Here is a 20,945-nt window from a genome sequence, read left to right on the forward strand (position 1 = left end):
CCCTGGCGATTCGGGCGAGGGCAGCCACGCCGTCGTTCCGGAGGAGGTCCGCTTGAGCCGCTCGATCCTGCACATGCTGACCCCGCTCAAGCACATGAGCCCGTTCGACGTGAACATGGCGGTGGATGCGGGTTTCGAGGTGGTCTCGACCTATACCGGCGTCGAGCGCGGCGAGGTCGTGCCGCTGGTCCAGGACTCGATCTTCTCCCGCGCGCCGCAGGACGGTACCCGTACGGCGATCTTCATCGGCGGCAAGAACGCGGAGGCCGCCCTCGACATGGTGGATGCCGCGACCGGCGCCTTCGTGCCGCCCTTCGTCAACCACGTCTTCGCCGATCCGGCCGGCTCCTTCACCACCGGCGCCGCCATGGTGGCCTGCGTGCGCCGGGCGCTGGCGGACACGTTCGGCGAGACCCTCACGGGAAAGCGCGTCGCGATCTTCGGCGGCACCGGCGTCGTTGCCTATTGCGCTGCGGTGATCGCCGCGCAGGAGGGCGCGCAGCCGGTCATCGTCGGCTATAACGGCCGCGAGCGCGTGGCGGCGATCGCCGAGGGCATGCGGGCGCGCTTCGGCGTCGCCGTCGAGGCCGCCGACGGCGCGACCCCGGAGGGGCGCCTCGCCGCCGCCCGGGACGCCGAAGTGATCCTGTCCGCCGCCGCCGCCGGGGTGCAGGTCCTGAGCGCCGAGGACGTCGCCAAGGCCGGCCGCCTCCTCGTCGCCGCGGACGTCAACGCCGTGCCGCCGGCCGGCATCGCGGGGATCGACGTCCATGCCGATGCGGTGAAGCTGCCGAGCGGGCGGGGCGTCGGCATCGGGGCGCTCGCCATCGGCAACGTGAAGTACCAGACCCAGGCCGGCCTGTTCCGCCGCCTGCTCCAGGCCGACCAGCCCCTCGTGCTCGATTTTCGCGAGGCCTACCGGCTCGCGGTCGAGCTGACCGAACGCCCGGCCTCGGCGTGACGGCGCAGGCGGTCCTGATCGCGGCGCAGTCCGGACGCGCGCTCGCGGCCGCGGCGCGCCGGGCCGGCTACCGCCCCTTCGTCGCCGACCTGTTCGGCGATGCCGACACCCGCGGGCTCGCCGCCGGCTATCGCCGCGTGCCCGGCCGCCTCGGCGCCGGGCCGGGGGCGAGGGGCGTCGAGGCGGCGCTCGCCGCCCTCGCGGCGGAGGCGGGGGATCCGATCGGGCTCGTCCTCGGCTCGGGCTTCGAGGGCGCGCCGGAGCTGATGCGGCGGCTGGCCGGCCGCCACGCCCTGCTCGGGGCCTCGGCCGATGCGGTCGCGGCCCTGAAGGACCCGGCCGGCTTCGCCGCCCTGTGCCGGCGCCTCGGCATCCCGCACCCGGAGATCGCCGTCGCGCCCGTGCCCGATCCGGCGGGCTGGCTGGTCAAGCGCCGCGGCGCCTCGGGCGGCGGCCATATCCGCCCGGCCGGGCCCGGAAGCCTGCCGGCCGGGACCTATCTCCAGCGCCGCGTGCCGGGCCGGCCGCACTCGCTCGCCGCGCTCGCCGACGGGCGCGACCTGGCGGTGCTGGCGGTGACGGAGCAATGGGCGGCGCCGGGGCCGGACCGCCCGTTCCGCTATGCCGGGGCCGCCGCGCCGGCCGGCCTGCCGCCCGGGATTCGCGAGGCGGCCGAGGCGGCGCTGGCCGGTCTCGTCGCCGCGACGGGGCTGCGCGGCCTCGTCAGCGCCGACCTGCTGGTCGAGGGCGAGGCGTGGTGGCTGCTCGAGGTCAATCCCCGGCCCGGCGCCACCCTCGACGTGCTCGACCGCGGGCCGGTCCCGCTCTTCGCCGCCCATCTCGCGGCCGCGAGCGGCCGGCTGCCGGAGCATCGCCCGATCCTCTCCGGCGCCGCCGCGAGCGAGATCCTGTACGCCGGTGCGGCGATTCCCGCCGTGCCGCCCCTCGACTGGCCCGCCTGGACGATGGACCGCCCGTCCCCCGGCAGCCGCATCGAGGCCGGGGCGCCGGTCTGCACCGTCATCGCCGAGGGGGCGGATGCGGGCGAGGCGCGGCGGGCCGTGGCGCGGCGGGCCGCGGACGTGCGGGCGCGGCTGGAGGGCGAGCCGGCCGATGCCGGATTGGCTTTCGCGCCCCATCGCTCCATCCTCGAAGGACGAGGGTGGGACTCCTCTCCCGGCGGGCGGGGAGAGGGCTGCTGACCCCGACGGGTCGGCGGCGAGCCTGCAGCGAACCGTGGGCTCGCCGCGAGGGCGAGGGGGGATGAGCCCGGCCCGACATGTGAACGTGCAAGTCCGCGTGGGAGATGGGATCCACCGTCTCTCGTCCGAAACGGGGCCCGAGAAGACCCCGACCGATCTGACCGGCCAGACTGGGGCGCCATTCGACCCCGGGCCCGAGGGAGTCACCCGATGAGTTCAGTGTCCACCGCCACCCCGTCCCGCCCGAGCGTCAACGCCCTCGCCGCCCCCCTGGTCGAGGCCCTGGCGAAGGAGGCCACCCGGCTGCGGCTCGCCGTGACGCAGTCGCCGGACGGGGCGCGGCTGATCGATGCCGGCGCCGGGGTGCGGGGCTCGATCGAGGCCGGGCGGCGCATCGCCGAGATCTGCCTCGGCGGCCTCGGTACCGTGACGATCGCGCCCGCCGGGCCGCTCGAGGCCTGGCCGTTCACGCTCACCGTGCACAGCACCGATCCGGTGCTCGCCTGCCTCGGCAGCCAGTATGCCGGCTGGAGCCTCGCCGACGAGGAGGGGGATTCGGGCTTCTTCGCCCTCGGCTCCGGCCCCGGCCGGGCGGCGGCGGCGGTCGAGCCCCTGTTCGAGGAACTGGCCTACCGCGACCAGGCCGGGCGCATCGCCCTGGTGCTCGAATCGGGGAGCCCGCCGCCGGCCTCGGTCATCGCCAAGGTGGCGAACGCCGCGGGCGTGGCGCCCTCCGACGTCATCTTCGTGTACGCCCCGACCCAGAGCCTCGCCGGCGCGACCCAGGTGGTCGCCCGGGTGCTGGAGGTTGCCCTGCACAAGGCGCATTCGGTCGGGTTCGACCTGAACGCCATCGTCGACGGGATCGGCGCCGCGCCGTTGAGCCCGCCGCATCCGGATTTCATCCAGGCGATGGGCCGCACCAACGACGCCATCATCTACGGTGGCCGGGTGCAGCTCTTCGTCGAGGCCGACGACGCCGACGCGAAGGGGCTGGCCGAGGCATTGCCGAGCACCACCTCCCGCGACCACGGCGCGCCCTTCGCCGAGATCTTCTCCCGCTTCAACGGCGATTTCTACGCCATCGACAAGCACCTCTTCAGCCCGGCCGAGGTGGTGGTGACCTCCCTGCGCTCCGGTGCCAGCCACCGCGCCGGCCGGCTGGTGCCGGAGCTGGTGGCGCGCTCCTTCGCGTAGAGGTTTCTATGCGGATCGGGCTCGCGGCCGATAACGGTGCCTGGCACAAGGCCCGGCTCCTCGCCGCCCTGACGGATCTCGGCGCGGCGCCCATGCTGTTCTCGCTCGCCGACGTCACGGTCGAGACCGGCCACGCCGAGCCCCTGCGGGTGCCGGGCTTCGGCGGCGCCCTGCCGGACGGGGTGCTCCTGCGCACCATCGCGGGCGGCACCTTCGAGGCGACGACGATGCGGCTCGGCGCCCTCCACGCTCTGGAGGCCGCCGGCACCGTGGTGTGGAACGGGCCCTCCGCCATCGAGCGCTCGGTCGACAAGGCGATGACGAGCCTGCTGCTGGCGCGGCGCCGCATCCCGACGCCCGAAACCTTCGTGCTCTCGCGCCGCGAGGCCGCCGCGGAGGTGGTGGCCCGGGAGGCGGCCCCCGGCCGGCCGCTGGTGCTCAAGCCCCTGTTCGGCTCGCAGGGCGAAGGGCTTCAGCTGATCGCGAGCCCTGACGAGCTGCCGCCCGAGGAGCTGGTCGGCCGGGTCTACTACCTCCAGCGCTACGTCGCCCGGCGCGACGGGGCGTGGCAGGATTACCGGGTCTTCGTCTGCGCCGGCCGGGCCGTCGCCGGGATGATCCGCGAGGGCGACGGCTGGATCACCAACGTCCATCGCGGCGGCCGGCCGCTGCCCTGGCGCCCACCGGCCCGGGCCGCCGAACTGGCCGAGGCCGCCGCCGCGGCGGTCGGGTGCGGCTATACCGGCATCGACCTCGTCGAGGACGGCGAGGGCGGCTTCCAGGTGCTGGAGGTGAACAGCATGCCGGCCTGGTCGGGCCTGCAGCAGGTGACGGCGATCGACATCGCCCGCGAGGTCGCCGCCGGCTTCCTGGCGGCGGTCAGGGCCGGGCACGCCCCCCGGCTCGCCGCCGGGGCGGCGTGATGACCGCGCTGCCCCCGGCGGCAATCGAGAAGGCCTACCTGGCGGCGTGCCGGGCGGAGCTCGCGGCGATCAAGCCCGGCAACGTCCATGTCCACGCCGCCGGACACCGGATGTCGGTGGCGGATTTCGAGGCGAGCGCGGAACTCTCCGCACCCTGGATCGCAGCGGCGGGCGCCCGGGTCGGTGCGCGGGTCGAGGCGGCGGTCGCCGCCACACGGGCCGGGATCGGCCAGAACACCAATCTCGGCATCGTGCTGCTCTGCGCACCCCTTGCCGTCGCGGCCGAGCGGCCCGGCCCCCTGCGGGCGGCCCTCGCTTCCGTGCTGGCCGGGCTCGACGAGGCGGATGCCGCCGGCGTCTTCGCAGGCATCCGGCTCGCCGATCCCGGGGGCTTGGGCCGGGCCGAGCGCCACGACGTGACGGCGCAAGCGCCCCCGCCGCCGCTGCTCGCCGCCATGGCCGAGGCGGCGGGGCGCGACCGCATCGCGCGCGCCTACGTCACCGGGTTCGAGGACCTGTTCGGGACCGGGCTGCCGGCGCTCGCGGCGGCGCGGGCGGCCGGCCTGTCCGAGCCCTGGACCACCACGGCGGTGCATCTGGCCTTCCTCACCGGCTTTCCCGACAGCCACCTGTCCCGCAAGTTCGGCCCCGGGATCGCCGAGGCGGTGCGGGCGCAGGCGGAAGCCGCGTTCCGCGGGCTCGTCCCCGGCGAAGGTGCGCGGGCGGCGCTCATGGCCCACGACGCGGCGCTCAAGGCGGCCGGGTTCAACCCGGGCACCAGCGCCGACCTGACCGTGGCGACCCTGTTCCTCGACGCCCTCGGGCGGGCCAAGGCCGGGGGAACGAAGACGGATGGAGCGGGCGGGCCGGCCGCAAGCCACCAATAAGTCCTAGTGCCGGCGCGGCTTTCCGCGCCGTTTCGGGCCCGGCATGGCCCAAGGTACCGCCCTCTCCGGCTTGTTCGCCGATCAGCGGCGCTGTAGTGTCCGCCCGCTATCCGGACAACCGGTTCGGCTTCACGCTGAACGCCGACAGCAAGGATAGCGGAGCACGGCCGCATTGATGGAGCGGCCGGCTAACCTTATCGACACCTGGGAGAACCCCCACATGGCGACGATCAACAAGGTGATGGTGGGCGAGGCCCTCGTCGGTGACGGCAACGAGGTGGCGCATATCGACCTCATCATCGGCCCGCGCGGCAGCGCCGCCGAGACGGCGTTCTGCAACAGCCTGACCAACAACAAGCACGGCTTCACCAGCCTGCTCGCGGTGGTCGCGCCGAACCTGCCGTGCAAGCCCAACACCCTGCTGTTCAACAAGGTCACCATCAACGACGCCCGCCAGGCCGTCCAGATGTTCGGCCCGGCCCAGCACGCCGTCGCCAAGGCGGTGCAGGATTGCGTCGCCGAGGGCATCATCCCGGCGGCCGAGGCCGACGACCTATACATCCTGGTCGGCGTGTTCATCCACTGGGAAGCCGCCGACGACGCCAAGATCGAGAAGTACAACTACGAGGCCACGAAGCTGTCGATCGAGCGCGCCATCAAGGGCACGCCGACCGCCGCCGAGGTCACGAAGCAGTACAAGACGGCCCAGCACCCCTTCGCGGCGAACGTCGCCTAGACAGGAAACCGTCCGGAACAGCCAGCGGCTCCCCCGCCGCCCCCGCCGCCTCCGCCGCAGGGGCTGTTCCAGCGACTGGCCTCCATCTTCCTCGGACGCTGAATGCAGAATCTGGGAGGGCCCCACCGGGCCCTCCCTTCTTGTCAGGTGGGAGCCGGTTCGCTTCCCGCGACGACATCGACGGCCACCGGGTCGTTCCGCCGTCGCGGCCTCGCAACGATCCGGCGGGCGTCGAACGGTATCCGCCCGCGTCGCGATGCGGAAACCGTGTCGAACTCCCCGGCGGGCCGTCAGGCTGCCCCGTCGCCCGCGGACGCGGCGCGGAAGTCACCCCCGCAACCGCCCGTCATGGATCGCGCTCGCCACCAGCACCCCGGCGGCGCCCGCCTGTTCGAGCGCCGGCAGGTCCTCCGGCCCGCGCAGGCCCCCGGCGGCGTAGAAGGCGATGTGCGGCGCATGCGCCTTGAGCCGTGCCAGGCCGCCGAGGTCCGGCCCCGCACCGCTGCCGACCCGCGACAGCGTCATCACGATCACCTCCGGCGGCCAGGATGAGGCGTCCTCGTGCAGCTCCGCCGGGCCCATCGGCGTGCCGTCGCGGCTGTCGAGGGAGAGCACCGCCCGGGCGCCGGTCCGGCGCACCAGGGCGGCATCGGTCTGGCTCTCGCTGCCGAGGACCGGCCGGCCGAGGCCCGCGGCCAGGAACGCGTCCACCCCGGCCTCCGAGGCGAAGCCCGCATCGACCCACAGCTCCACCCCGGGGCAGGCCGCCACGATCGCCCGCAAGGCGGCGAGGTCGGGCGGCGCACGATCGACGATGGCGTCGAGGTCGGCGACGTAGAGCCGGCGCGCCGGCCAGGCCGAGAGCAGCCCGCGCGCCACGTCGGCGGGGGCGGGGGTGCCCGAGAGCGGCGTGACGATCGGCGCGTAGCGCTCGCGGTCGCCGGCCCGGGCCCGCACCACCACGCCGCCGCGCAGGTCGAGGACCGGCACCACCTCGGTCCGGGTTGCGAAAGGGGCGCCGCTCATGCCACCCGGACCCGCCGCATCATGACCGGGACTCGACCGTGACCCATCGCCCTTCCTCCGCTCCGCTCCGTCGCGTCATCGGCTGGGACCTCGGCGGGGTCCATGTCAAGGCGGCCCTGGTCGAGGACGGCCGCGTGCAGGCGGTGGTGCAGGCGCCGTGCCCGCTCTGGAACGGCCTGCCGGCCCTCGACGCCACCTTCGCCGGCCTGCCGGACTGGGTCCGGGAGCCCGCCCGCCACGCCGTCACGATGACCGGCGAGCTGACCGATTGCTTCGCCGACCGCGCCGACGGCGTGGCGCAGCTCGCCGGATGGGCCGCGGCGCATCTCGTCGGCGAGGTCGCGATCTATGCCGGCCGGGCCGGCCTCGTCGCGCCCGGGGCCGCGGCCGAGCGCGCGGCGGACGTCGCCAGCGCCAACTGGCACGCCACCGCTGCCCTGGTCGGAGCGTTGCGGCCGGACAGCCTGCTGGCCGATATCGGCTCGACCACCGCCGACCTGATCCCGGTCGTCGACGGGCGGCCCCGGGCGATCGGCTACAGCGACGCCGAACGGCTGGAGACGGGGGAACTCGTCTATACCGGGGTGGTGCGCACCCCGGTCCTGGCCCTGTCGCAGACCGCGCCGTTCCGCGGCCGGCATACGGCGCTGATGGCCGAGTGCTTCGCCACCACGGCCGACGCCTATCGCCTGCTCGGCCTCTTGCCGGAGGCGGAGGACCAGCAGGACACCGCCGACATCAAGGGCAAGTCGATTCCCGAGACCGAGACCCGCCTCGCCCGGATGATCGGCCGCGACCGCCACGAGGGCACGGCGGCCGACTGGGCCGGCCTCGCCGGCTTCTTCGCCGAGGCGCAGCTGCGCCTGCTGCACGACGCCGCCGGCCTGATCCTGTCCCGCGGCGAATTGCCGGACGACGCGCCCCTGGTGGTCTGCGGCGCCGGCCGCTTCGTCGCCGCGCGGCTCGCCGCGCGCCTCGGGCGCCGGGCCGAGGACCTGGCCGACCTGATCGCGCCCCGCCTCGCCCCCGAGGCCGCCGCCTTCGCGTCGACCTGCGGCCCCGCGGTGGCGGTGGCGCTTTTGGCGGCGCAGGCCTGACCCCGGGATCAGCTCCGCCGGGCGAGGGCGGGGCCGAGTCCGTCGTCGAGCGCCCCCCGCGCGCCGAGCCACGGGATGCTGATCGGGCTGTCGACGAGGACGAGCAGGGTCCGGCGCAGGAGCCGGTCGAGGCTCTCGGGGCCGCCGACCGGCCCGAGCCCGACGCCGTTGAGCCGGTCGTCGAGTTCCCGGGTGGTGCCGAGGAATCCCATGGCCCAGCCTTCGAAGCGCCGCTCGGCGATGAAATCCATCTCGATCACCGCCAGGGTGTGGTGGCGGCGGTCGACCAGGATCGACTCGAAGATCGACTGGACGCCGGCGCGCGGGCCCTCCAGCACCTGGAAGAAGCCCAGGCCGGTATAGACCAGCACCCCGGAGACGTCGGCGGCATGGTTGCGGCGCCGGGCGTCGGCGAGCAGCCTCGCAAGGTGGCCGTGACCCTGCATCACCTCCGCCGGGTGCGCGGCAGTGCTCTTGTAGATAATGCGGAAGATGTCATCGGACATCCGAATCTCCGGCGAATCGATTCGGACTGGATAGGCCGATTGGCGCAGCTTGCGATAGCGCCCGAATGCGTCAAAGCGCGAATTTCATGCCGCAGGCGTGCCCGGGGACTTATTCGCCACCTTGGGTCAGCTGCGCCAGCGCAGCTCCCGCGGCTCGAGCGGATTGACGAAAGCGGCGCCGGCCTCGCGGGCGCGCAGGAATTCGCGCTTGAGGCTGAAATACCATTGCGACTGCACGTCGCTCTCGCCCATCAGGACCATCGCGGGCTTCCGGTCGAGGCCGCGCTGGGCGATCTGGAGCACGTCCCGGTCCTGGCCGAGGAACTGGCGCATCAGCGGCCGGGCGACGGGCTTCAGCAGGTTGAGGGCCGGGATGTTCCAGTACATCGCGTTGATGAGCGCGGTGCGCCCGTTCGCGAGCGGCGAGGCGAAGGTGTAGTTCGCCAGACGCTTCTCCCCGGCGGTGATCCGCTCCAGGCGTACGCCGGGGAGCCGGAACTCGATCTCGACCTCGGGGATCGAGCCGAGCAGGCGATAGGCGAGGGACGCGGTCTTGGCGGTGTGGCTCGTCATGGTGAAGCCGAAGGGCGAGGGTGCGAAGTGCTTCACCTTCTCCTTCATCGTCTTCGACGGGCGCCACCACCAGGAATCGTGCACGTAGGCGACGTGGGCCGGATCGACGAAGCTCAGGGCCACGAGGTCGAACGAGGCCTCGACCTCCAGGATCTCGACGAGCTGGCCGCAATACTGGAAATCGACTTCCGGGATCGGCGGCGCCGCGCCCGGATCGGGGGCGTTCGGATTCGCGCTCGCCGGGTTCGCCGCCGCCTGGTTCGCGGCTGCCGGGTTCGCCGTCGCATGGACCCAGATCAGGCCGGATCTCTCCGCCACCGGGAAGCGGGCGAGGCGGACCGAGGCGAAGTTGGCGTCGTCCCGGCGGGCCAGCGCCGGGATCGCCGCGCAGACGCCGTCGGGCCGGAACTGCCAGCCGTGGAACGGGCAGACGAGGTTGCCGTCGACGATCCGGCCGGCCGACAGCGCCATGCCGCGATGGGGGCAGCGGTCGCGGAGCGCGAACAGCGCCCCCGATTCCTCGCGCCCGACCACCACCGCCTCCTCGCCGAGGCTCACCGCGCGCATCCCGCCGGGCCGGAGGCCGCGGCTCTCGCCGACGCAGTACCAGACGTCGTCGAGCGCCCGGCGGATCGGATCCCCTGTCATGCCTCGTCCACGGTTCCCGTCGCCCCGGCCTGCCGCCGGCCGTGTCGTCCTTACCCGATCCTGCGGGCTCGTGAAGCGACCGGATGCGCACACCCCCCTTACGCGGCGCGCGGCGCCGAGGAACGCGGAACGGGGCCGTTCGTTACCGTGGCGGCCCCTGCCGCGGGCGAGCGCGTCCGGAATCCACTCCCGGCCGCCCCCGCGGCCACCCCAACGCGGCTCGCTGGAAGAGCCCCTCACGGAGGATGACACGATGAGCCTGCTCGGGACGATCGTCAGCAAGATCCTGCACCCCTTCGGCGGCGGCGAGGCCCAGGCGCAGACGCCGGGCGAGACCGCGACGACCGGGGGCACCTCCTCGGGCGGCGGCGCGCCGGCCGGCGGCTCGGGCGCGGCCCCCGGCGGCACGGTGCCGAAGGTCGACGGCAAGGTCGACGTCGAGGCGGTCCTCAACGACCTCGCGTCCAAGGCCGGCCAGCCGCTCAACTGGCGCACCTCGATCGTCGACCTGATGAAGCTGCTCCACCTCGACAGCAGCCTCTCGGCCCGCAAGGATCTTGCCAAGGAGCTGAACTACACCGGCGACACCGACGATTCGGCGACCATGAACGTGTGGCTGCACAAGCAGGTCGTCAAGAAGCTGGAGGAGAACGGCGGCAAGGTGCCGGACGATCTCAAGGATTGAGCATCCCTGGACTAAGGAAGAATGTTTCGGCCCGCCCCGCCGGGGCGGGCCGTTCTCACGAGCGCTCGCCGCCGGCCCGTCCCTTCGCGGTGAGGTGCCGGGCCTCGACCAGCAGGCGCCGCGTATCCGGGACGACGTCCGCGAGCGCGAGCGCGAGCCGCGCCTCCCGCACCCGTGCGGCGAGGCCCTCGCCCGCGTGCCGCAGCCGCTGGGACTCGGCGCGGGTCTGCGCCGCCGCCATCACGATCTCGTCCAGGCGCTCGCAGAGCTCGGACAGGCTCAAGGTCCGGGACAGGGTAGGCAGGCCGGGGGCCGGGGCCGCCCCGGGCAGGCAGACCAGCGGCACATGGGGCCAGGTCGCCCGCAGCCGGACCACGATCGCCGGCAGCTCCGGCGAGGCCGACAGGCTCGCACTCACCAGTGCCAGATCGATCACCCGAATCCCAGGGCCGGGCGGATCCGCCCGGAGGTCCGGTCCCACGGCATCGACGCCGCCGCAGCCTTTGGCCGCCAGCTGCCCGGCGAGGGCCGGCACCGCCTCGCCTGCGGACCGCAGCAACAGCAGGACGGGTTCGCACGGATCACCCATCGCTCCGGGGTAGCACGGCCACTCCGGCGCCTGTACCGGTCGTTTAACCTCAGCGTGGCCGTGGGACGGGACGAAAAACCCTGGGGACGGAAACCCGGGGACGTCTGCGCCTCTCAGCGCCCGGTGCGCACGCGGGTCCAGAGCCGCGTCACCACCCGCTGGGTGCGGTCGTCGTAGGCGGTGTTGGTGAACAGCCGGCGGAAGGTGGCCTCGTCCGGGTAGATGCCGGGATCGGACAGGATCTCGGGCTTCACCAGGGCCTTCGCCGCCAGGTTGCCGCTGGCGTAGGAGACGAAGTTGGTGTTGGCCGCCGCCACCTCGGGCCGCATCATGAAGTCGATGAAGGCGTGCGCCTCCGCCGCGTGCGGCGCATCCTTGGGGATCGCGAAGGCGTCAAACCACATCAGGGCGCCCTGCTGCGGGATGTAATAGGCGATGTCGACGTCGTTCTTCGCCTCGCGGGCGCGGCGGCGCGCCTGCAGGATGTCGCCCGAATAGCCGACCGACAGGCAGACGTCGCCGTTGGCGAGCTGGTTGATGTACTCGGAGGAGTGGAATTTCTGCACCGCGCCGCGGATGCGGAACAGGGCGTCCCCGGCCTTGTCGAGGTCGTCGATCCGGCGCGAATCGGGCTTCAGCCCGAGGACCTGGAGCACGCTCGGGATGATGTCGTCCGGCGAATCGAGCATCGTCACGCCGCAATCCTTGAGCTTGGCGATCAGCTCGGGGCGCAGGACGATGTCCCAGGTGTTGAGCGGCTGGTTAGGCCCCAGGCGCTCGCGCACGAGCGCGGTGTTCACCCCGATGCCGGTGGTGCCCCACATGTAGTCGACGGCGTAGGCGTTGCCCGGATCGTAGGCCGCGAGCCGCGCCGTCACCTCGGGCCAGGCGTGCTTGAGGTTCGGGATCCTGGCCTTGTCGAGGGGCTGGAACGCGCCGGCCTTGATCAGGCGCTGCAGGAACGGCCCGGTCGGCACCACGATGTCGTAGCCCGAGCGGCCGGCGAGCAGCTTGGTCTCGAGGATCTCGTTGGTGTCGTAGGTGTCGTAGACGACCTTGATGCCGGTCTCGCGCGTGAAGGCGTCGAGCATCTTGGGGTCGATATAATCCGACCAGTTGTAGACATTGACGACCCGCTCCGGCGCGGCTGCAGCGGTGCCTGCCGGCACCGCTACGAGGGCGAGGAGGCAGGCCAAGCCTCCCAGAAGACCTTGCTGCAGGACGCCGCGCCGGAGGAGCCCCATGTCAGGCCCCGACCGCGGCGACGATCGAGATCTCGACCCGGTATTGCGGGCCGGCGAGCTTCGCCTCGACGGTGGCGCGGGCCGGGGTGTGCCCCTGCGCGACCCAGCCGTCCCAGGCCCGGTTCATCTCGGCGAAGGTCGACATGTCGGCGAGGTAGATGGTGGCCGAGAGGAGGCGGGTCTTGTCGCTGCCGACCTGGGCGAGCAGCTCGTCGATCTGGGCGAGGATGTCCTTGGTCTGCGCCTCGACGCCCTCGTTGTTCGAGACGTTGTCCGCGACCTGCCCGGCCAGGTAGGCGGTACCGTTATGGACCACCGCCTGGCTCATCCGGGGGCCGGTGTCGAAACGGGTGATGGTCATCGGAAAAACTCCTCGAGGCCCCGGAATGGTGCCCGGGCGCCTTGTGCCGCCGAATCCCGGCCCGCGTAAAGGGCTCGCGCCGCGGCGGGACCGGGTTCCGACGGGCGAAGTTCGGCGCAACCACGGCCGGGCCTCGCGCGTTGGCCCCGTATCGAAGCGGAGCCGAAGGGCAGACCCCAATGCTTGCGATCCTGTGGACCATCATCATCGGCTTCGTTGCCGGTGTCATCGCCAAGTTCATCATGCCCGGCTCGGCCAACGAGCCGAGCGGCTTCATCATGACGACGCTGCTCGGCATCGTCGGCGCCTTCGTGGCGACCTTTCTCGGCCAGGTCACCGGCTGGTACCCGCCGAACGAGGGCGCCGGCCTGATCGCCTCGGTCGTCGGCGCGGTGGTCGTGCTGGCGATCTTCGGCTTCATCCAGAGCCGCCGCCGCACCACGGTCCTCTGATGCGGCAGGGCCGGCGGCCATCCCGCCGGCTTCTCCACCGAGACTGAAAAAAAAGGCCCGTGCCGGCATCCCGGCACGGGCCTTTCTCGTATCGGGGAAGCTCAAGAGGGGAGGGGGCGCCGGTCGGGCGCCCCCGCGGGGATCAGATCCGGGCCGGCTCGTGCGAGCCGCCATTCATCAGCGACTTGGCGGCGCAATGGCCGGTGGCGCCGCGGATCGCCAGCAGCGAACCGGCGACCAGGGCCGCGAGGCTCAGGAACTTGTTCGGCCGGGGCTGCGCCGCGGCGGCGGCGAGTCCGAGGCCGAGCACGACCGAGATGGTGCGCTCCTTGGTGGTCAGGTTGCGCTCGCCGCCGAATACGTCGTGCATCAGGTCGTTGGCCATGGGATCTCCGTCAGGGTCGGTCGCGGAAGAATTCCGCTGCGTCGCGGTGCGAACGCGGCCGGAGGCGGGACGTTCCCTGGCGGAGGCCGGCTTCAGTCCTGCGGCGCTTGTCTCAGGCCTGGGGCGCTTGTGCGATCAGCCGGTCGTCGATCTCCCGGGCGCGGACGGCCGCCGGGCGGCCGGCGAGGCGGGCGACGTAGGCCTCGTAGGGAGGGCGCCGCTCGATGCCGCCGAACTGCATGCCCCACATCAGATGCGAACCGAGATAGAGGTCGGCGGCCGAGAAGCGCCCGCCGGCGAGGTAGTCGCGGCCGGAGACCGCGCCTTCGAGCGCGTCGAGCACCTCCGCCATGCTGCCGTAGCCGACCATGCGGCGCCGCTCCTCCGGTACCTCGACGGCGAGCGCCTTGTCGGTCACCGCCGCCTCGACCGGCCCGGCGGCAAAGAACAGCCAGCGGTAATAGGCGCCGCGCTCGGGATCATCGAGGGCCGGAGCGAGGCCGGCCTCCGGGAAGGCGTCGGCCAGATAGGCGCAGATTGCCGCCGTCTCGGTCACGGTGACGCCGCGATGCACCAGGGCCGGCACCTTGGCCAGCGGATTGATCGCCCGGTAGGCCGCCTCCTTCATCGCCGGGCCGTAGCCGAGGATCTCGGTGCGGTACGGCGCCCCGACCTCCTCCAGCATCCAGCGGACGATGCGGCCGCGGGACATCGGGTGGGTGTAGAAGACGAGATCGTCGCTCATGCGCTGCCTCCCGGGCGGGCGAATCGGCTGCGGCCCGCGTGAGGCCTTTAAGCAGGGGTGGAGGCAGGCGGGAAGGGAGCGGGTCGCTCAGAGCGGAAGCACAACTCCGGGAACAACGCCGGGAACACATCGGCGGGAAAGCCGAACCGATGCGCGAGCGCTCGCACCTGACGTGGACTGATCCGGCGCTTGCCGCTCAGGATCCCGATGACGCAGCCTTTGGCGCCGGGCACAAAAAAGCGCGACCCCGAAGGGCCGCGCTTCCGGATGCTGACAGCGGAGGACCCTTCACGGGTCCCCCGGCATCAAATGATCACTCGCCGGCGCGGGGCTGCCGCTCGCGCGAGCGGTCGGCGTCGCGCTGGGCCTTCAGCTTCTCGGTGAGGTCCTCGCCGGTCTCCTGGTCGACGACCTTCATCGAGAGGCGGATCTTGCCGCGCTCGTCCTGGCCGAGGAACTTCACCTTCACCTTGTCGCCCTCCTTCACCACGTCGGTGACCTTGGCGACGCGCTGGGCGGCGAGCTCGGAGATGTGGACGAGGCCGTCCTTGGCACCGAAGAAGTTGACGAAGGCGCCGAACTCCATCGTCTTCACGACGGTGCCCTCGTAGATCATGCCGATCTCGGCCTCCGCCACGATCGAGCGGATCCAGTTGTAGGCCGCCTTGATCGCCTTGCCGTCGGCCGAGGCGATCTTGATGATGCCGGTATCCTGGATGTCGATCTTGGCGCCGGTCTTCTCGACGATCTCGCGGATCACCTTGCCGCCGGTGCCGATCACTTCGCGGATCTTGTCGGTCGGGATCTGCATCGTCTCGATGCGCGGCGCGTGCTCGCCGAGCTCGGGACGGGCGGCGGTGAGTGCCTTGGACATCTCGGCGAGGATGGTCGCGCGGCCGTCCTTCGCCTGGGCGAGGGCGACCTGCATGATCTCCTCGGTGATGCCGGCGATCTTGATGTCCATCTGGAGCGAGGTGATGCCCTCCTCCGTGCCGGCCACCTTGAAGTCCATGTCGCCGAGGTGGTCCTCGTCGCCGAGGATGTCGGACAGCACCGCGTAGCGCTCACCCTCGAGGATGAGGCCCATGGCGATGCCGGCCACCGGACGGCGCAGGGGCACGCCGGCATCCATCAGCGCCAGCGAGGCGCCGCAGACCGAGGCCATCGAGGACGAGCCGTTCGACTCGGTGATCTCCGACACGACGCGGATCGTGTAGGGGAACTCGTGGGCGGCCGGCAGGATCGGGTGCACGGCGCGCCAGGCGAGCTTGCCGTGGCCGATCTCGCGGCGGCCGGGCGAGCCCATGCGGCCGGTCTCGCCCACCGAATAGGGCGGGAAGTTGTAGTGGAGGAGGAACGTCTCCTTGTAGGTGCCCGAGAGCGCGTCGATGAACTGCTCGTCGTCGCCGGTGCCCAGCGTCGCCACCACCAGCGCCTGGGTCTCGCCGCGGGTGAACAGCGCCGAGCCGTGGGTGCGGGGCAGCACGCCGACCTCGGACACGATCGGGCGCACGGTCTTCACGTCGCGGCCGTCGATGCGGGAACCCGTGTCGAGGATGTTCCAGCGGACCACCTTCGACTGGGCCTCCTTGAAGGCGGCCTTGATCTTCTCGGCCTCGAAGCGGGCCTCGCCCTCGGCGGGGGCGAGCGCGGCCATCACCTTCGCCTTCACGGCGTCGACGGCGGCGTAGCGCTCCTGCTTGACGGTGTTCTTGTAGGCCTCGCGCAGATCGCCCTCGCCGACCTCGAGCACGGCCTTCTCGACCTCGGAATTGTCCGCGGGCTGGAAGTTGCGCGGCTCCTTGGCGGCCTTCTCGGCCAGCCGGATGATCGCCTCGATCACCGGCTGGAAGTGCTTGTGGCCGAACATCACGGCCCCGAGCATCACGTCCTCGGGCAGTTCCTTGGCCTCGGACTCGACCATCAGCACGGCATCCTGGGTGCCGGCGACGACGAGGTCGAGGGTCGAGCCCTCCATCTCCTGGATGGGCGGGTTGAGCTTGTACTGGCCGCCGATGTAGCCGACGCGGGCGGCGGCGATCGGGCCCATGAACGGCACGCCCGAGAGGGTCAGCGCCGCGGAGGCCGCCACCATGGCGAGGATGTCGGGATCGGTCTCGAGGTCGTGCGAAAGCACCGTGACGACGACCTGGGTGTCGTTGCGCCAGCCCTCGACGAAGAGGGGGCGGATCGGCCGGTCGATCAGGCGGGAGACCAGGGTCTCCTTCTCGGAGGGACGGCCCTCGCGCTTGAAGTAGCCGCCCGGGATGCGGCCGGCGGCGTAGGTCCGCTCCTGGTAGTTCACCGTGAGCGGCAGGAAATCGATGCCGGCCTTCGGCTCCTTCATCGACACCACGGTGGCGAGCACCGAAGTGTCGCCGTAGGTGGCGACCACGGCACCGTCGGCCTGGCGGGCGACCTTGCCGGTCTCGAGCACGAGCTTGCGCCCGCCCCACAGCAGCTCTTCGCGTTGAACGTCGAACATGTTCGTCATGCCTTCCTGCGGTCCGGGAGGGCGGCGCCAGCGCAAGACGGCGAGGGGCTCATGGGAGAGCCACCGGCGATCCTGCCCTGGCGGTCGCGGCCCGCGCTCTTCGGTGCGGGTCCCGGAATAAGGGCGGCCGGACCCATTCCGGCCCACCCGGGACGAGGGACGCCGCTTCGCTGTCGAAGACCGGCCCCTTCGCGAAAACGCGGCCCGGACCGGTGCCCGAACCGCGTGAAACTTAACCTAGCGGCGGATGCCGAGGCGCTCGATGAGGGCGCGGTAGCGGGCCTCGTCCTTGCGCTTCAGGTAGTCGAGGAGCGACCGGCGCTGCGAGACCAGCTTGAGCAGGCCGCGGCGCGAGTGGTTGTCCTTGGTGTGGGTCTTGAAGTGCCCGGTGAGGTTCTGGATCCGCTCGGTGAGGATCGCGACCTGCACCTCCGGCGAGCCGGTGTCAGAACCGGCGCGGGCATGTTCCTTGATGAGCGCGGTCTTGCGCTCCGCCGTGATCGACATCGCGTGTCCTTTCAGTGTGACGGGTCGAAGGATGCGCGGTCCCCGTCGCGGGGCCGCTTTCCGCACCAGGCTCGGCCGGGCCGGGATGTCGTCCAGCGCGGTCTGCCAAGGCGAAAAACCTCGCCGTATGCGGGCGAGGGTGGCGCACCTCTACACGAATCCGCCGGACGTTGCCACTCCCTCCCGGGCGATCGCCCCGCGCGCGGTTTCGTCACGCCCGCTTCCGTCCGGCCGGAAACGGCCGAGGTCGAACCCAGGATACCCCCGAGCAGTTTGCCCGCCATTCACCACCACGCGAGAGATGCTGCGATGACCCCGACCGCGAGCAAGGCCGGCCCGGCCAGCCATGAGGCAAGCCGTGAGGCCGCCCGTGAAACCGTGCAATCGATCTACGTCACGGCGTTGCGGAACACCCACGCCCTGGAGAAGCAGGCGGCACAGATGATCCAGCGCCAGATCGAGCGCTACGAGCACTATCCCGTGCTGACCCAGGCCCTGCGGCTGCACAAGAGCGAGACCGACCAGCAGGTCGCCCGCCTCGCCGACCTGCTGCACGGCCACGGCGAGGACCGCTCCCTCCTCAAGGACATGGTGACCCAGACGGTGGGCAACGTCGCGGCCCTGGTCCACAGCGTGACCGGCGACGAGGTGTTGAAGAACCTCTACACCGACTACTCGGTCGAGACCTACGAGATCGCCGCCTATACCTCGCTGATCGCGCTCGCCGAGGAGGCCGGGCACGCCCGGGACGTCGAGACCCTGCGCTTGTCGCTCCGGGAAGAGGAGCGCATGGCCGAGGCGGTCTTTGCCCAGATCGTGCCGGTGACGCAGGGCTACGTCGCCCGCGAGGCCCGGGGCGAGAAGGCGGACCGGTAGCGGCGTCCTTCGCCCGTCTGCGGTCGGGGACACCCCGGACGGGCCCACTCGTCATGCGCGCCCGGAAAGCCCTTCCCGGCAGAAGCCCTCATTGGCGAACCCGGCATCCAGCTCCGAGAGCGGCCGCGACCGGTCGTGGTGCAGGGCGAGGCGGCCCGGCGCGGGCCGCCGCCGGTTCAGCGCAGGCCGCCGCCGACCACCCCGGCCTCGACGGCGAGCGTCAGGCGGTCGGTGACCGCCCACTCGACCCCGACATGCGCGTCCGGGCGGACGAAGATGTCGTCGCGCGAGAACGGGGCCGAGACCGGCGTCGCCCCTGCCCGCAGCGTCCCGTGCACGGCCGCGGCGCCGGCCCGGGCATAGAGCAGCACGTCCGGCGTCAGCAGAGCGCCGACCTTCACCTGCACCCCGCCGGCGAAGTCGCGGGTATAGGCGAGCCCGCCATAGCCCGGGTTCAGGCCGCCGGAGGTCGCCGCCAGGTAGTCGAAGCCGCCGGCGATGCCGTAGACGAACCGGCCCTCCTGCCACATCCGCCCGCCCTCGAACCCGATGGTCGGGCCGGCATAGCCGCCGAACCGCCGCGACGACACCGCTTCGAACCCGGTCGACAGCCGGGCATAGGAGCCGGACCAGCGCTCCCCCGCCTCGAGGCCGTCCTCGGCGAGCCCGCGGGGCCAGGCGAAGACCGGCAGGAGGCCGAAGCCGACGAGGCCCTGCGCCGCGCCGGGATCCGGCCTGAGGGCGCAAAGGCCGAGGACGAGGCAGGCCGCGAGGCGGCGGAGCGGACGGGAACGCGCGAATCCGGTCATGCGGTCAGGATAGCCGAAGCGGGAGCGTTCCGCATCGGGCGCCGCGGCCACGCCGGGAGCGGGAATGCGGGGCCGGTGACAACGCGAAACGCTGCGCGCCCTTCGCGGCGCGCAGCGTCGTGACCCCCGGAACCTCCCGCCCGTCACACCGGGACGGCCGGGGCCATCGCGGCGGCCGGGGCGCGCCGCCGCTCCATCACCGAGACCGCGACGGCGGTGAGGAAGGCGAGGGGCATCGTCACCAGGGTGGGCGGATCGAGGGGGAAGAGCGGGCCTGCGTTGCCCAGCACCTTCACCCAGACCGGCGGCCCGAGCACCGTCAGCAGCACCGCGGCGACGAGGCCGGTGACGCCGCCGGCGATCGCCCCGCGGGTGGTGAGCCCGCGCCAGTAGAGCGCCAGGATCAGGAGCGGCAGGGTCGAGCTGCAGCTCACCGCATAGGCGAGGCTGATCATGTAGGCGACGTTCTGGCTCTGGAAGGCGATGCCGAGCAGCACCGACAGGAGCCCGAGCGCCACGGTGGCGAGGCGCGAGACCCGCATCTCGCTGCGCTCGGTGGCGCTCCGCCGGCCGATGATGCGGGCATAGAGGTCGTGGCTCACCGCCGAGGCGCCGGTGAGGGTGAGCCCCGCCACCACCGCCAGGATCGTCGCGAAGGCGACCGCCGAGACGAGGCCCATCAGGGTGTGGCCGCCGAGCGCGTGCGACAGGTGGATGGTCGCCATGTTGCCGCCGCCGCGGAGCGCCCCCTTGGCGTCGAGATAGGCCGGATCGCCGGCCACGATGGCGAGGGCGCCGAAGCCGATGACGAAGATGAGGGCGAAGAAGCCGCTCTGGCACATCACCGCCCAGAACACCGAGACGCGGGCGGCGCGGGCATCCGGGACCGTGAAGAAGCGCATCAGCACGTGCGGCAGGCCGGCGGTGCCGAGCATCAGGGTCATGCCCAGCGACACCGATTGCCAGACGCTGCCGGCATAGGCCTGCGGCATCATCATGCCCTCGTGCCTCGGATGCACGGCGATCGCCCGGGCGACCAGGGCATCGTAGTCGAAGCCGAACGAGGCCAGCACCAGGACCGAGATGACGAGGCCGGCGCCGAGCAGCAGCACCGCCTTGACGATCTGCACCCAGGTCGTCGCCACCATGCCGCCGAACATCACGTAGACGATCATCAGGGCGCCGACGAGAACCTGCGCGTAGAGATAGTCGAGGCCGAAGAGCAGCCGGATCAGCTGGCCGGCCCCGACCATCTGGGCGATGAGGTAGAACATCACGATGACGAGGGTCGCGACCGCGGTGAAGATCCGGATCGGCGTCTCCGACAGCCGCGTCGCGAGCACGTCGGCCACGGTGTAGCGCCCGAGCTTCCTCAGCCGTTCCGCCACCAAAAACACCACGAAGGGCAGGCCGGTGGCGTAGCCGACGGCGAAGATCAGCCCGTCGAAGCCCGAGGCGCAGATGAGGCCGGCGAGGCCCAGGAGGGCGCCGGCCGAGATCATGTCGCCGGCGAGCGCGATGCCGTTCTGGAAGCCGGAGATCTGACCCCCGGCGGCGTAGAACTGGTCGGCCGAGCGGGCGCGCCGCGCCGCCCAACCCGTGATGCCGAGGGTGACGAGCACGATGGCGACGAACATCGTCACCGCCACCGGGTTCATGCCGCCGCCGGATTCGGCGGCCAGCGCCGGGGTGGCGGCGCCCGCGAGGGCCAAGGCCGGGAAAAAGGCGGGAAGGAGGGACCTGGTCATGCGTCGGGCTCCGTCAGCACGCAGTGAGGCGGTTGGCGAGAAGGACGTAGGTGCCGGTGAGCACCATCGTCGACAGGATCACGAGGAGCCCGAAGACGGTCGCGACCGTCACCGCCAGGCCGGGGGCGACGGGGGCCGTCATGGTGGCGGGCGAGGCGATGAAGGTGCCCACGAAGGCGGCGTAGATCAGCGTCTGGATCGCCGCCATGATCCAGCCGAGCCGCGCCTGCGGCAGGTCGTCGTTCGGGTTATCGGGACGTGCTCGTTCTGCCGACATCACTCGACCTCCGTTCT

At 72.1% G+C, this 20,945-nt stretch carries 23 protein-coding genes; 10 read left to right on the top strand and 13 right to left on the bottom strand.

Features of this window, described 5'->3' with window-relative positions; translation table 11 throughout:
- Positions 1-52: 52 nt before the first annotated feature.
- The 6 genes from G4G93_RS05755 (at position 53) to fae (ending at position 5,906) form a co-directional block, all read left to right on the top strand.
- Entirely contained in the window at positions 53-961 is a 909-nt protein-coding gene (locus G4G93_RS05755) for an NAD(P)-dependent methylenetetrahydromethanopterin dehydrogenase (protein WP_165082137.1), read from the top strand.
- Positions 958-2,163, top strand: coding sequence for an ATP-grasp domain-containing protein (locus tag G4G93_RS05760; protein ID WP_165082139.1), 1,206 nt, complete (start codon positions 958-960; stop codon positions 2,161-2,163). Before G4G93_RS05755 ends, G4G93_RS05760 begins: the two co-directional genes overlap by 4 nt.
- Before the next feature lie 210 nt (positions 2,164-2,373).
- Positions 2,374-3,360 (top strand): methenyltetrahydromethanopterin cyclohydrolase, encoded by a 987-nt coding sequence (gene mch, locus G4G93_RS05765; RefSeq protein WP_165082141.1) that lies wholly within the window; start codon positions 2,374-2,376, stop codon positions 3,358-3,360.
- An 8-nt stretch (positions 3,361-3,368) separates the two neighbouring features.
- Positions 3,369-4,283, top strand: coding sequence for a RimK family alpha-L-glutamate ligase (locus G4G93_RS05770; protein ID WP_165082143.1), 915 nt, complete (start codon positions 3,369-3,371; stop codon positions 4,281-4,283).
- The gene (locus G4G93_RS05775; RefSeq protein ID WP_206289561.1) at positions 4,283-5,170 is read left to right on the top strand and encodes a triphosphoribosyl-dephospho-CoA synthase; all 888 of its coding nucleotides are present in this window, start codon (positions 4,283-4,285) and stop codon (positions 5,168-5,170) included. The genes G4G93_RS05770 and G4G93_RS05775 overlap by 1 nt, the downstream gene beginning before the upstream one ends.
- A gap of 220 nt (positions 5,171-5,390) precedes the next feature.
- Positions 5,391-5,906, top strand: coding sequence for a formaldehyde-activating enzyme (gene fae / locus G4G93_RS05780; protein WP_165082147.1), 516 nt, complete (start codon positions 5,391-5,393; stop codon positions 5,904-5,906).
- A gap of 327 nt (positions 5,907-6,233) precedes the next feature.
- On the opposite strand, the gene G4G93_RS05785 is transcribed toward fae, so the two are convergent.
- A complete protein-coding gene (locus G4G93_RS05785; protein ID WP_165082149.1) occupies positions 6,234-6,932 on the bottom strand; it encodes a HisA/HisF-related TIM barrel protein in 699 nt (232 codons plus the stop codon).
- A 38-nt stretch (positions 6,933-6,970) separates the two neighbouring features.
- On the opposite strand from G4G93_RS05785, the gene G4G93_RS05790 reads away from it, so the two are divergent.
- A complete protein-coding gene (locus tag G4G93_RS05790) occupies positions 6,971-8,029 on the top strand; it encodes a hydantoinase/oxoprolinase family protein (protein WP_165082151.1) in 1,059 nt (352 codons plus the stop codon).
- Between the two features lie 8 nt (positions 8,030-8,037).
- Here the strand turns inward: G4G93_RS05790 and G4G93_RS05795 are convergent, their stop codons facing one another.
- Both G4G93_RS05795 and G4G93_RS05800 read right to left on the bottom strand, forming a co-directional pair.
- Complete coding sequence (locus G4G93_RS05795) at positions 8,038-8,535, bottom strand: BLUF domain-containing protein (RefSeq protein WP_165082153.1); 498 nt, start codon at positions 8,533-8,535, stop codon at positions 8,038-8,040.
- Positions 8,536-8,661: 126 nt separating this feature from the next.
- Complete coding sequence (locus G4G93_RS05800; RefSeq protein WP_165082155.1) at positions 8,662-9,756, bottom strand: aromatic ring-hydroxylating dioxygenase subunit alpha; 1,095 nt, start codon at positions 9,754-9,756, stop codon at positions 8,662-8,664.
- A 253-nt stretch (positions 9,757-10,009) separates the two neighbouring features.
- On the opposite strand from G4G93_RS05800, the gene G4G93_RS05805 reads away from it, so the two are divergent.
- Entirely contained in the window at positions 10,010-10,441 is a 432-nt protein-coding gene (locus G4G93_RS05805) for a DUF3597 domain-containing protein (protein ID WP_165082157.1), read from the top strand.
- Positions 10,442-10,496: 55 nt separating this feature from the next.
- Here G4G93_RS05805 and G4G93_RS05810 read toward each other — a convergent pair whose 3' ends face one another.
- The 3 genes from G4G93_RS05810 to G4G93_RS05820 all read right to left on the bottom strand — a co-directional run bounded on the left by G4G93_RS05810 (position 10,497) and on the right by G4G93_RS05820 (position 12,635).
- Positions 10,497-11,000, bottom strand: a complete 504-nt coding sequence (locus tag G4G93_RS05810) for a hypothetical protein (protein WP_165082159.1) — start codon at positions 10,998-11,000, stop codon at positions 10,497-10,499.
- Between the two features lie 143 nt (positions 11,001-11,143).
- On the bottom strand, positions 11,144-12,274 hold the full coding sequence (locus G4G93_RS05815; protein WP_206289563.1) for a polyamine ABC transporter substrate-binding protein: 1,131 nt from the start codon (positions 12,272-12,274) through the stop codon (positions 11,144-11,146).
- Position 12,275: 1 nt separating this feature from the next.
- On the bottom strand, positions 12,276-12,635 hold the full coding sequence (locus tag G4G93_RS05820) for a RidA family protein (RefSeq protein ID WP_165082162.1): 360 nt from the start codon (positions 12,633-12,635) through the stop codon (positions 12,276-12,278).
- Between the two features lie 179 nt (positions 12,636-12,814).
- Here G4G93_RS05820 and G4G93_RS05825 point away from each other — a divergent pair, with 179 nt between their 5' ends.
- Positions 12,815-13,087 carry a GlsB/YeaQ/YmgE family stress response membrane protein gene (locus tag G4G93_RS05825; RefSeq protein WP_165082164.1) on the top strand — a complete coding sequence of 91 codons (273 nt, stop codon included), beginning with the start codon at positions 12,815-12,817 and terminating at the stop codon, positions 13,085-13,087.
- 142 nt (positions 13,088-13,229) lie between these two features.
- Here the strand turns inward: G4G93_RS05825 and G4G93_RS05830 are convergent, their stop codons facing one another.
- From G4G93_RS05830 to rpsO, 4 genes are all read right to left on the bottom strand, one after another.
- The gene (locus tag G4G93_RS05830; RefSeq protein ID WP_165082166.1) at positions 13,230-13,472 is read right to left on the bottom strand and encodes a YgaP-like transmembrane domain; all 243 of its coding nucleotides are present in this window, start codon (positions 13,470-13,472) and stop codon (positions 13,230-13,232) included.
- A gap of 112 nt (positions 13,473-13,584) precedes the next feature.
- Positions 13,585-14,217, bottom strand: a complete 633-nt coding sequence (locus G4G93_RS05835; protein WP_165082168.1) for a glutathione S-transferase family protein — start codon at positions 14,215-14,217, stop codon at positions 13,585-13,587.
- A 313-nt stretch (positions 14,218-14,530) separates the two neighbouring features.
- Positions 14,531-16,702 carry a polyribonucleotide nucleotidyltransferase gene (gene pnp, locus G4G93_RS05840; protein WP_165082170.1) on the bottom strand — a complete coding sequence of 724 codons (2,172 nt, stop codon included), beginning with the start codon at positions 16,700-16,702 and terminating at the stop codon, positions 14,531-14,533.
- Between the two features lie 246 nt (positions 16,703-16,948).
- A complete protein-coding gene (rpsO, locus tag G4G93_RS05845) occupies positions 16,949-17,218 on the bottom strand; it encodes a 30S ribosomal protein S15 (protein WP_165082172.1) in 270 nt (89 codons plus the stop codon).
- A 309-nt stretch (positions 17,219-17,527) separates the two neighbouring features.
- Here rpsO and G4G93_RS05850 point away from each other — a divergent pair, with 309 nt between their 5' ends.
- The gene (locus G4G93_RS05850; protein WP_165082174.1) at positions 17,528-18,094 is read left to right on the top strand and encodes a DUF892 family protein; all 567 of its coding nucleotides are present in this window, start codon (positions 17,528-17,530) and stop codon (positions 18,092-18,094) included.
- A 176-nt stretch (positions 18,095-18,270) separates the two neighbouring features.
- Here G4G93_RS05850 and G4G93_RS05855 read toward each other — a convergent pair whose 3' ends face one another.
- The 3 genes from G4G93_RS05855 to G4G93_RS05865 all read right to left on the bottom strand — a co-directional run bounded on the left by G4G93_RS05855 (position 18,271) and on the right by G4G93_RS05865 (position 20,928).
- Complete coding sequence (locus G4G93_RS05855; protein WP_165082176.1) at positions 18,271-18,903, bottom strand: outer membrane protein; 633 nt, start codon at positions 18,901-18,903, stop codon at positions 18,271-18,273.
- Positions 18,904-19,046: 143 nt separating this feature from the next.
- Positions 19,047-20,651 carry a sodium:solute symporter family transporter gene (locus G4G93_RS05860; protein WP_165082178.1) on the bottom strand — a complete coding sequence of 535 codons (1,605 nt, stop codon included), beginning with the start codon at positions 20,649-20,651 and terminating at the stop codon, positions 19,047-19,049.
- Between the two features lie 13 nt (positions 20,652-20,664).
- On the bottom strand, positions 20,665-20,928 hold the full coding sequence (locus tag G4G93_RS05865) for a DUF485 domain-containing protein (RefSeq protein ID WP_165082180.1): 264 nt from the start codon (positions 20,926-20,928) through the stop codon (positions 20,665-20,667).
- Positions 20,929-20,945: the final 17 nt, after the last annotated feature.

The sequence above is a fragment of the Methylobacterium sp. DB0501 genome, from assembly GCF_011043735.1.
Lineage (GTDB): Bacteria > Pseudomonadota > Alphaproteobacteria > Rhizobiales > Beijerinckiaceae > Methylobacterium > Methylobacterium alsaeris.

What these genes read in the sequence shown, in the direction of transcription:
- mch (WP_165082141.1), top strand. Translation starts at nt 2,374, where the DNA reads ATGAGTTCAGTGTCCACCGCCACCCCGTCCCGCCCGAGCGTCAACGCC.
- G4G93_RS05770 (WP_165082143.1), top strand. Translation starts at nt 3,369, where the DNA reads ATGCGGATCGGGCTCGCGGCCGATAACGGTGCCTGGCACAAGGCCCGG.
- G4G93_RS05775 (WP_206289561.1), top strand. Translation starts at nt 4,283, where the DNA reads ATGACCGCGCTGCCCCCGGCGGCAATCGAGAAGGCCTACCTGGCGGCG.
- fae (WP_165082147.1), top strand. Translation starts at nt 5,391, where the DNA reads ATGGCGACGATCAACAAGGTGATGGTGGGCGAGGCCCTCGTCGGTGAC.
- G4G93_RS05785 (WP_165082149.1), bottom strand. Translation starts at nt 6,932, where the DNA reads ATGAGCGGCGCCCCTTTCGCAACCCGGACCGAGGTGGTGCCGGTCCTC.
- G4G93_RS05795 (WP_165082153.1), bottom strand. Translation starts at nt 8,535, where the DNA reads ATGTCCGATGACATCTTCCGCATTATCTACAAGAGCACTGCCGCGCAC.
- G4G93_RS05800 (WP_165082155.1), bottom strand. Translation starts at nt 9,756, where the DNA reads ATGACAGGGGATCCGATCCGCCGGGCGCTCGACGACGTCTGGTACTGC.
- G4G93_RS05805 (WP_165082157.1), top strand. Translation starts at nt 10,010, where the DNA reads ATGAGCCTGCTCGGGACGATCGTCAGCAAGATCCTGCACCCCTTCGGC.
- G4G93_RS05815 (WP_206289563.1), bottom strand. Translation starts at nt 12,274, where the DNA reads ATGGGGCTCCTCCGGCGCGGCGTCCTGCAGCAAGGTCTTCTGGGAGGC.
- G4G93_RS05820 (WP_165082162.1), bottom strand. Translation starts at nt 12,635, where the DNA reads ATGACCATCACCCGTTTCGACACCGGCCCCCGGATGAGCCAGGCGGTG.
- G4G93_RS05825 (WP_165082164.1), top strand. Translation starts at nt 12,815, where the DNA reads ATGCTTGCGATCCTGTGGACCATCATCATCGGCTTCGTTGCCGGTGTC.
- G4G93_RS05830 (WP_165082166.1), bottom strand. Translation starts at nt 13,472, where the DNA reads ATGGCCAACGACCTGATGCACGACGTATTCGGCGGCGAGCGCAACCTG.
- G4G93_RS05835 (WP_165082168.1), bottom strand. Translation starts at nt 14,217, where the DNA reads ATGAGCGACGATCTCGTCTTCTACACCCACCCGATGTCCCGCGGCCGC.
- pnp (WP_165082170.1), bottom strand. Translation starts at nt 16,702, where the DNA reads ATGTTCGACGTTCAACGCGAAGAGCTGCTGTGGGGCGGGCGCAAGCTC.
- rpsO (WP_165082172.1), bottom strand. Translation starts at nt 17,218, where the DNA reads ATGTCGATCACGGCGGAGCGCAAGACCGCGCTCATCAAGGAACATGCC.
- G4G93_RS05850 (WP_165082174.1), top strand. Translation starts at nt 17,528, where the DNA reads ATGACCCCGACCGCGAGCAAGGCCGGCCCGGCCAGCCATGAGGCAAGC.
- G4G93_RS05855 (WP_165082176.1), bottom strand. Translation starts at nt 18,903, where the DNA reads ATGACCGGATTCGCGCGTTCCCGTCCGCTCCGCCGCCTCGCGGCCTGC.
- G4G93_RS05860 (WP_165082178.1), bottom strand. Translation starts at nt 20,651, where the DNA reads ATGACCAGGTCCCTCCTTCCCGCCTTTTTCCCGGCCTTGGCCCTCGCG.
- G4G93_RS05865 (WP_165082180.1), bottom strand. Translation starts at nt 20,928, where the DNA reads ATGTCGGCAGAACGAGCACGTCCCGATAACCCGAACGACGACCTGCCG.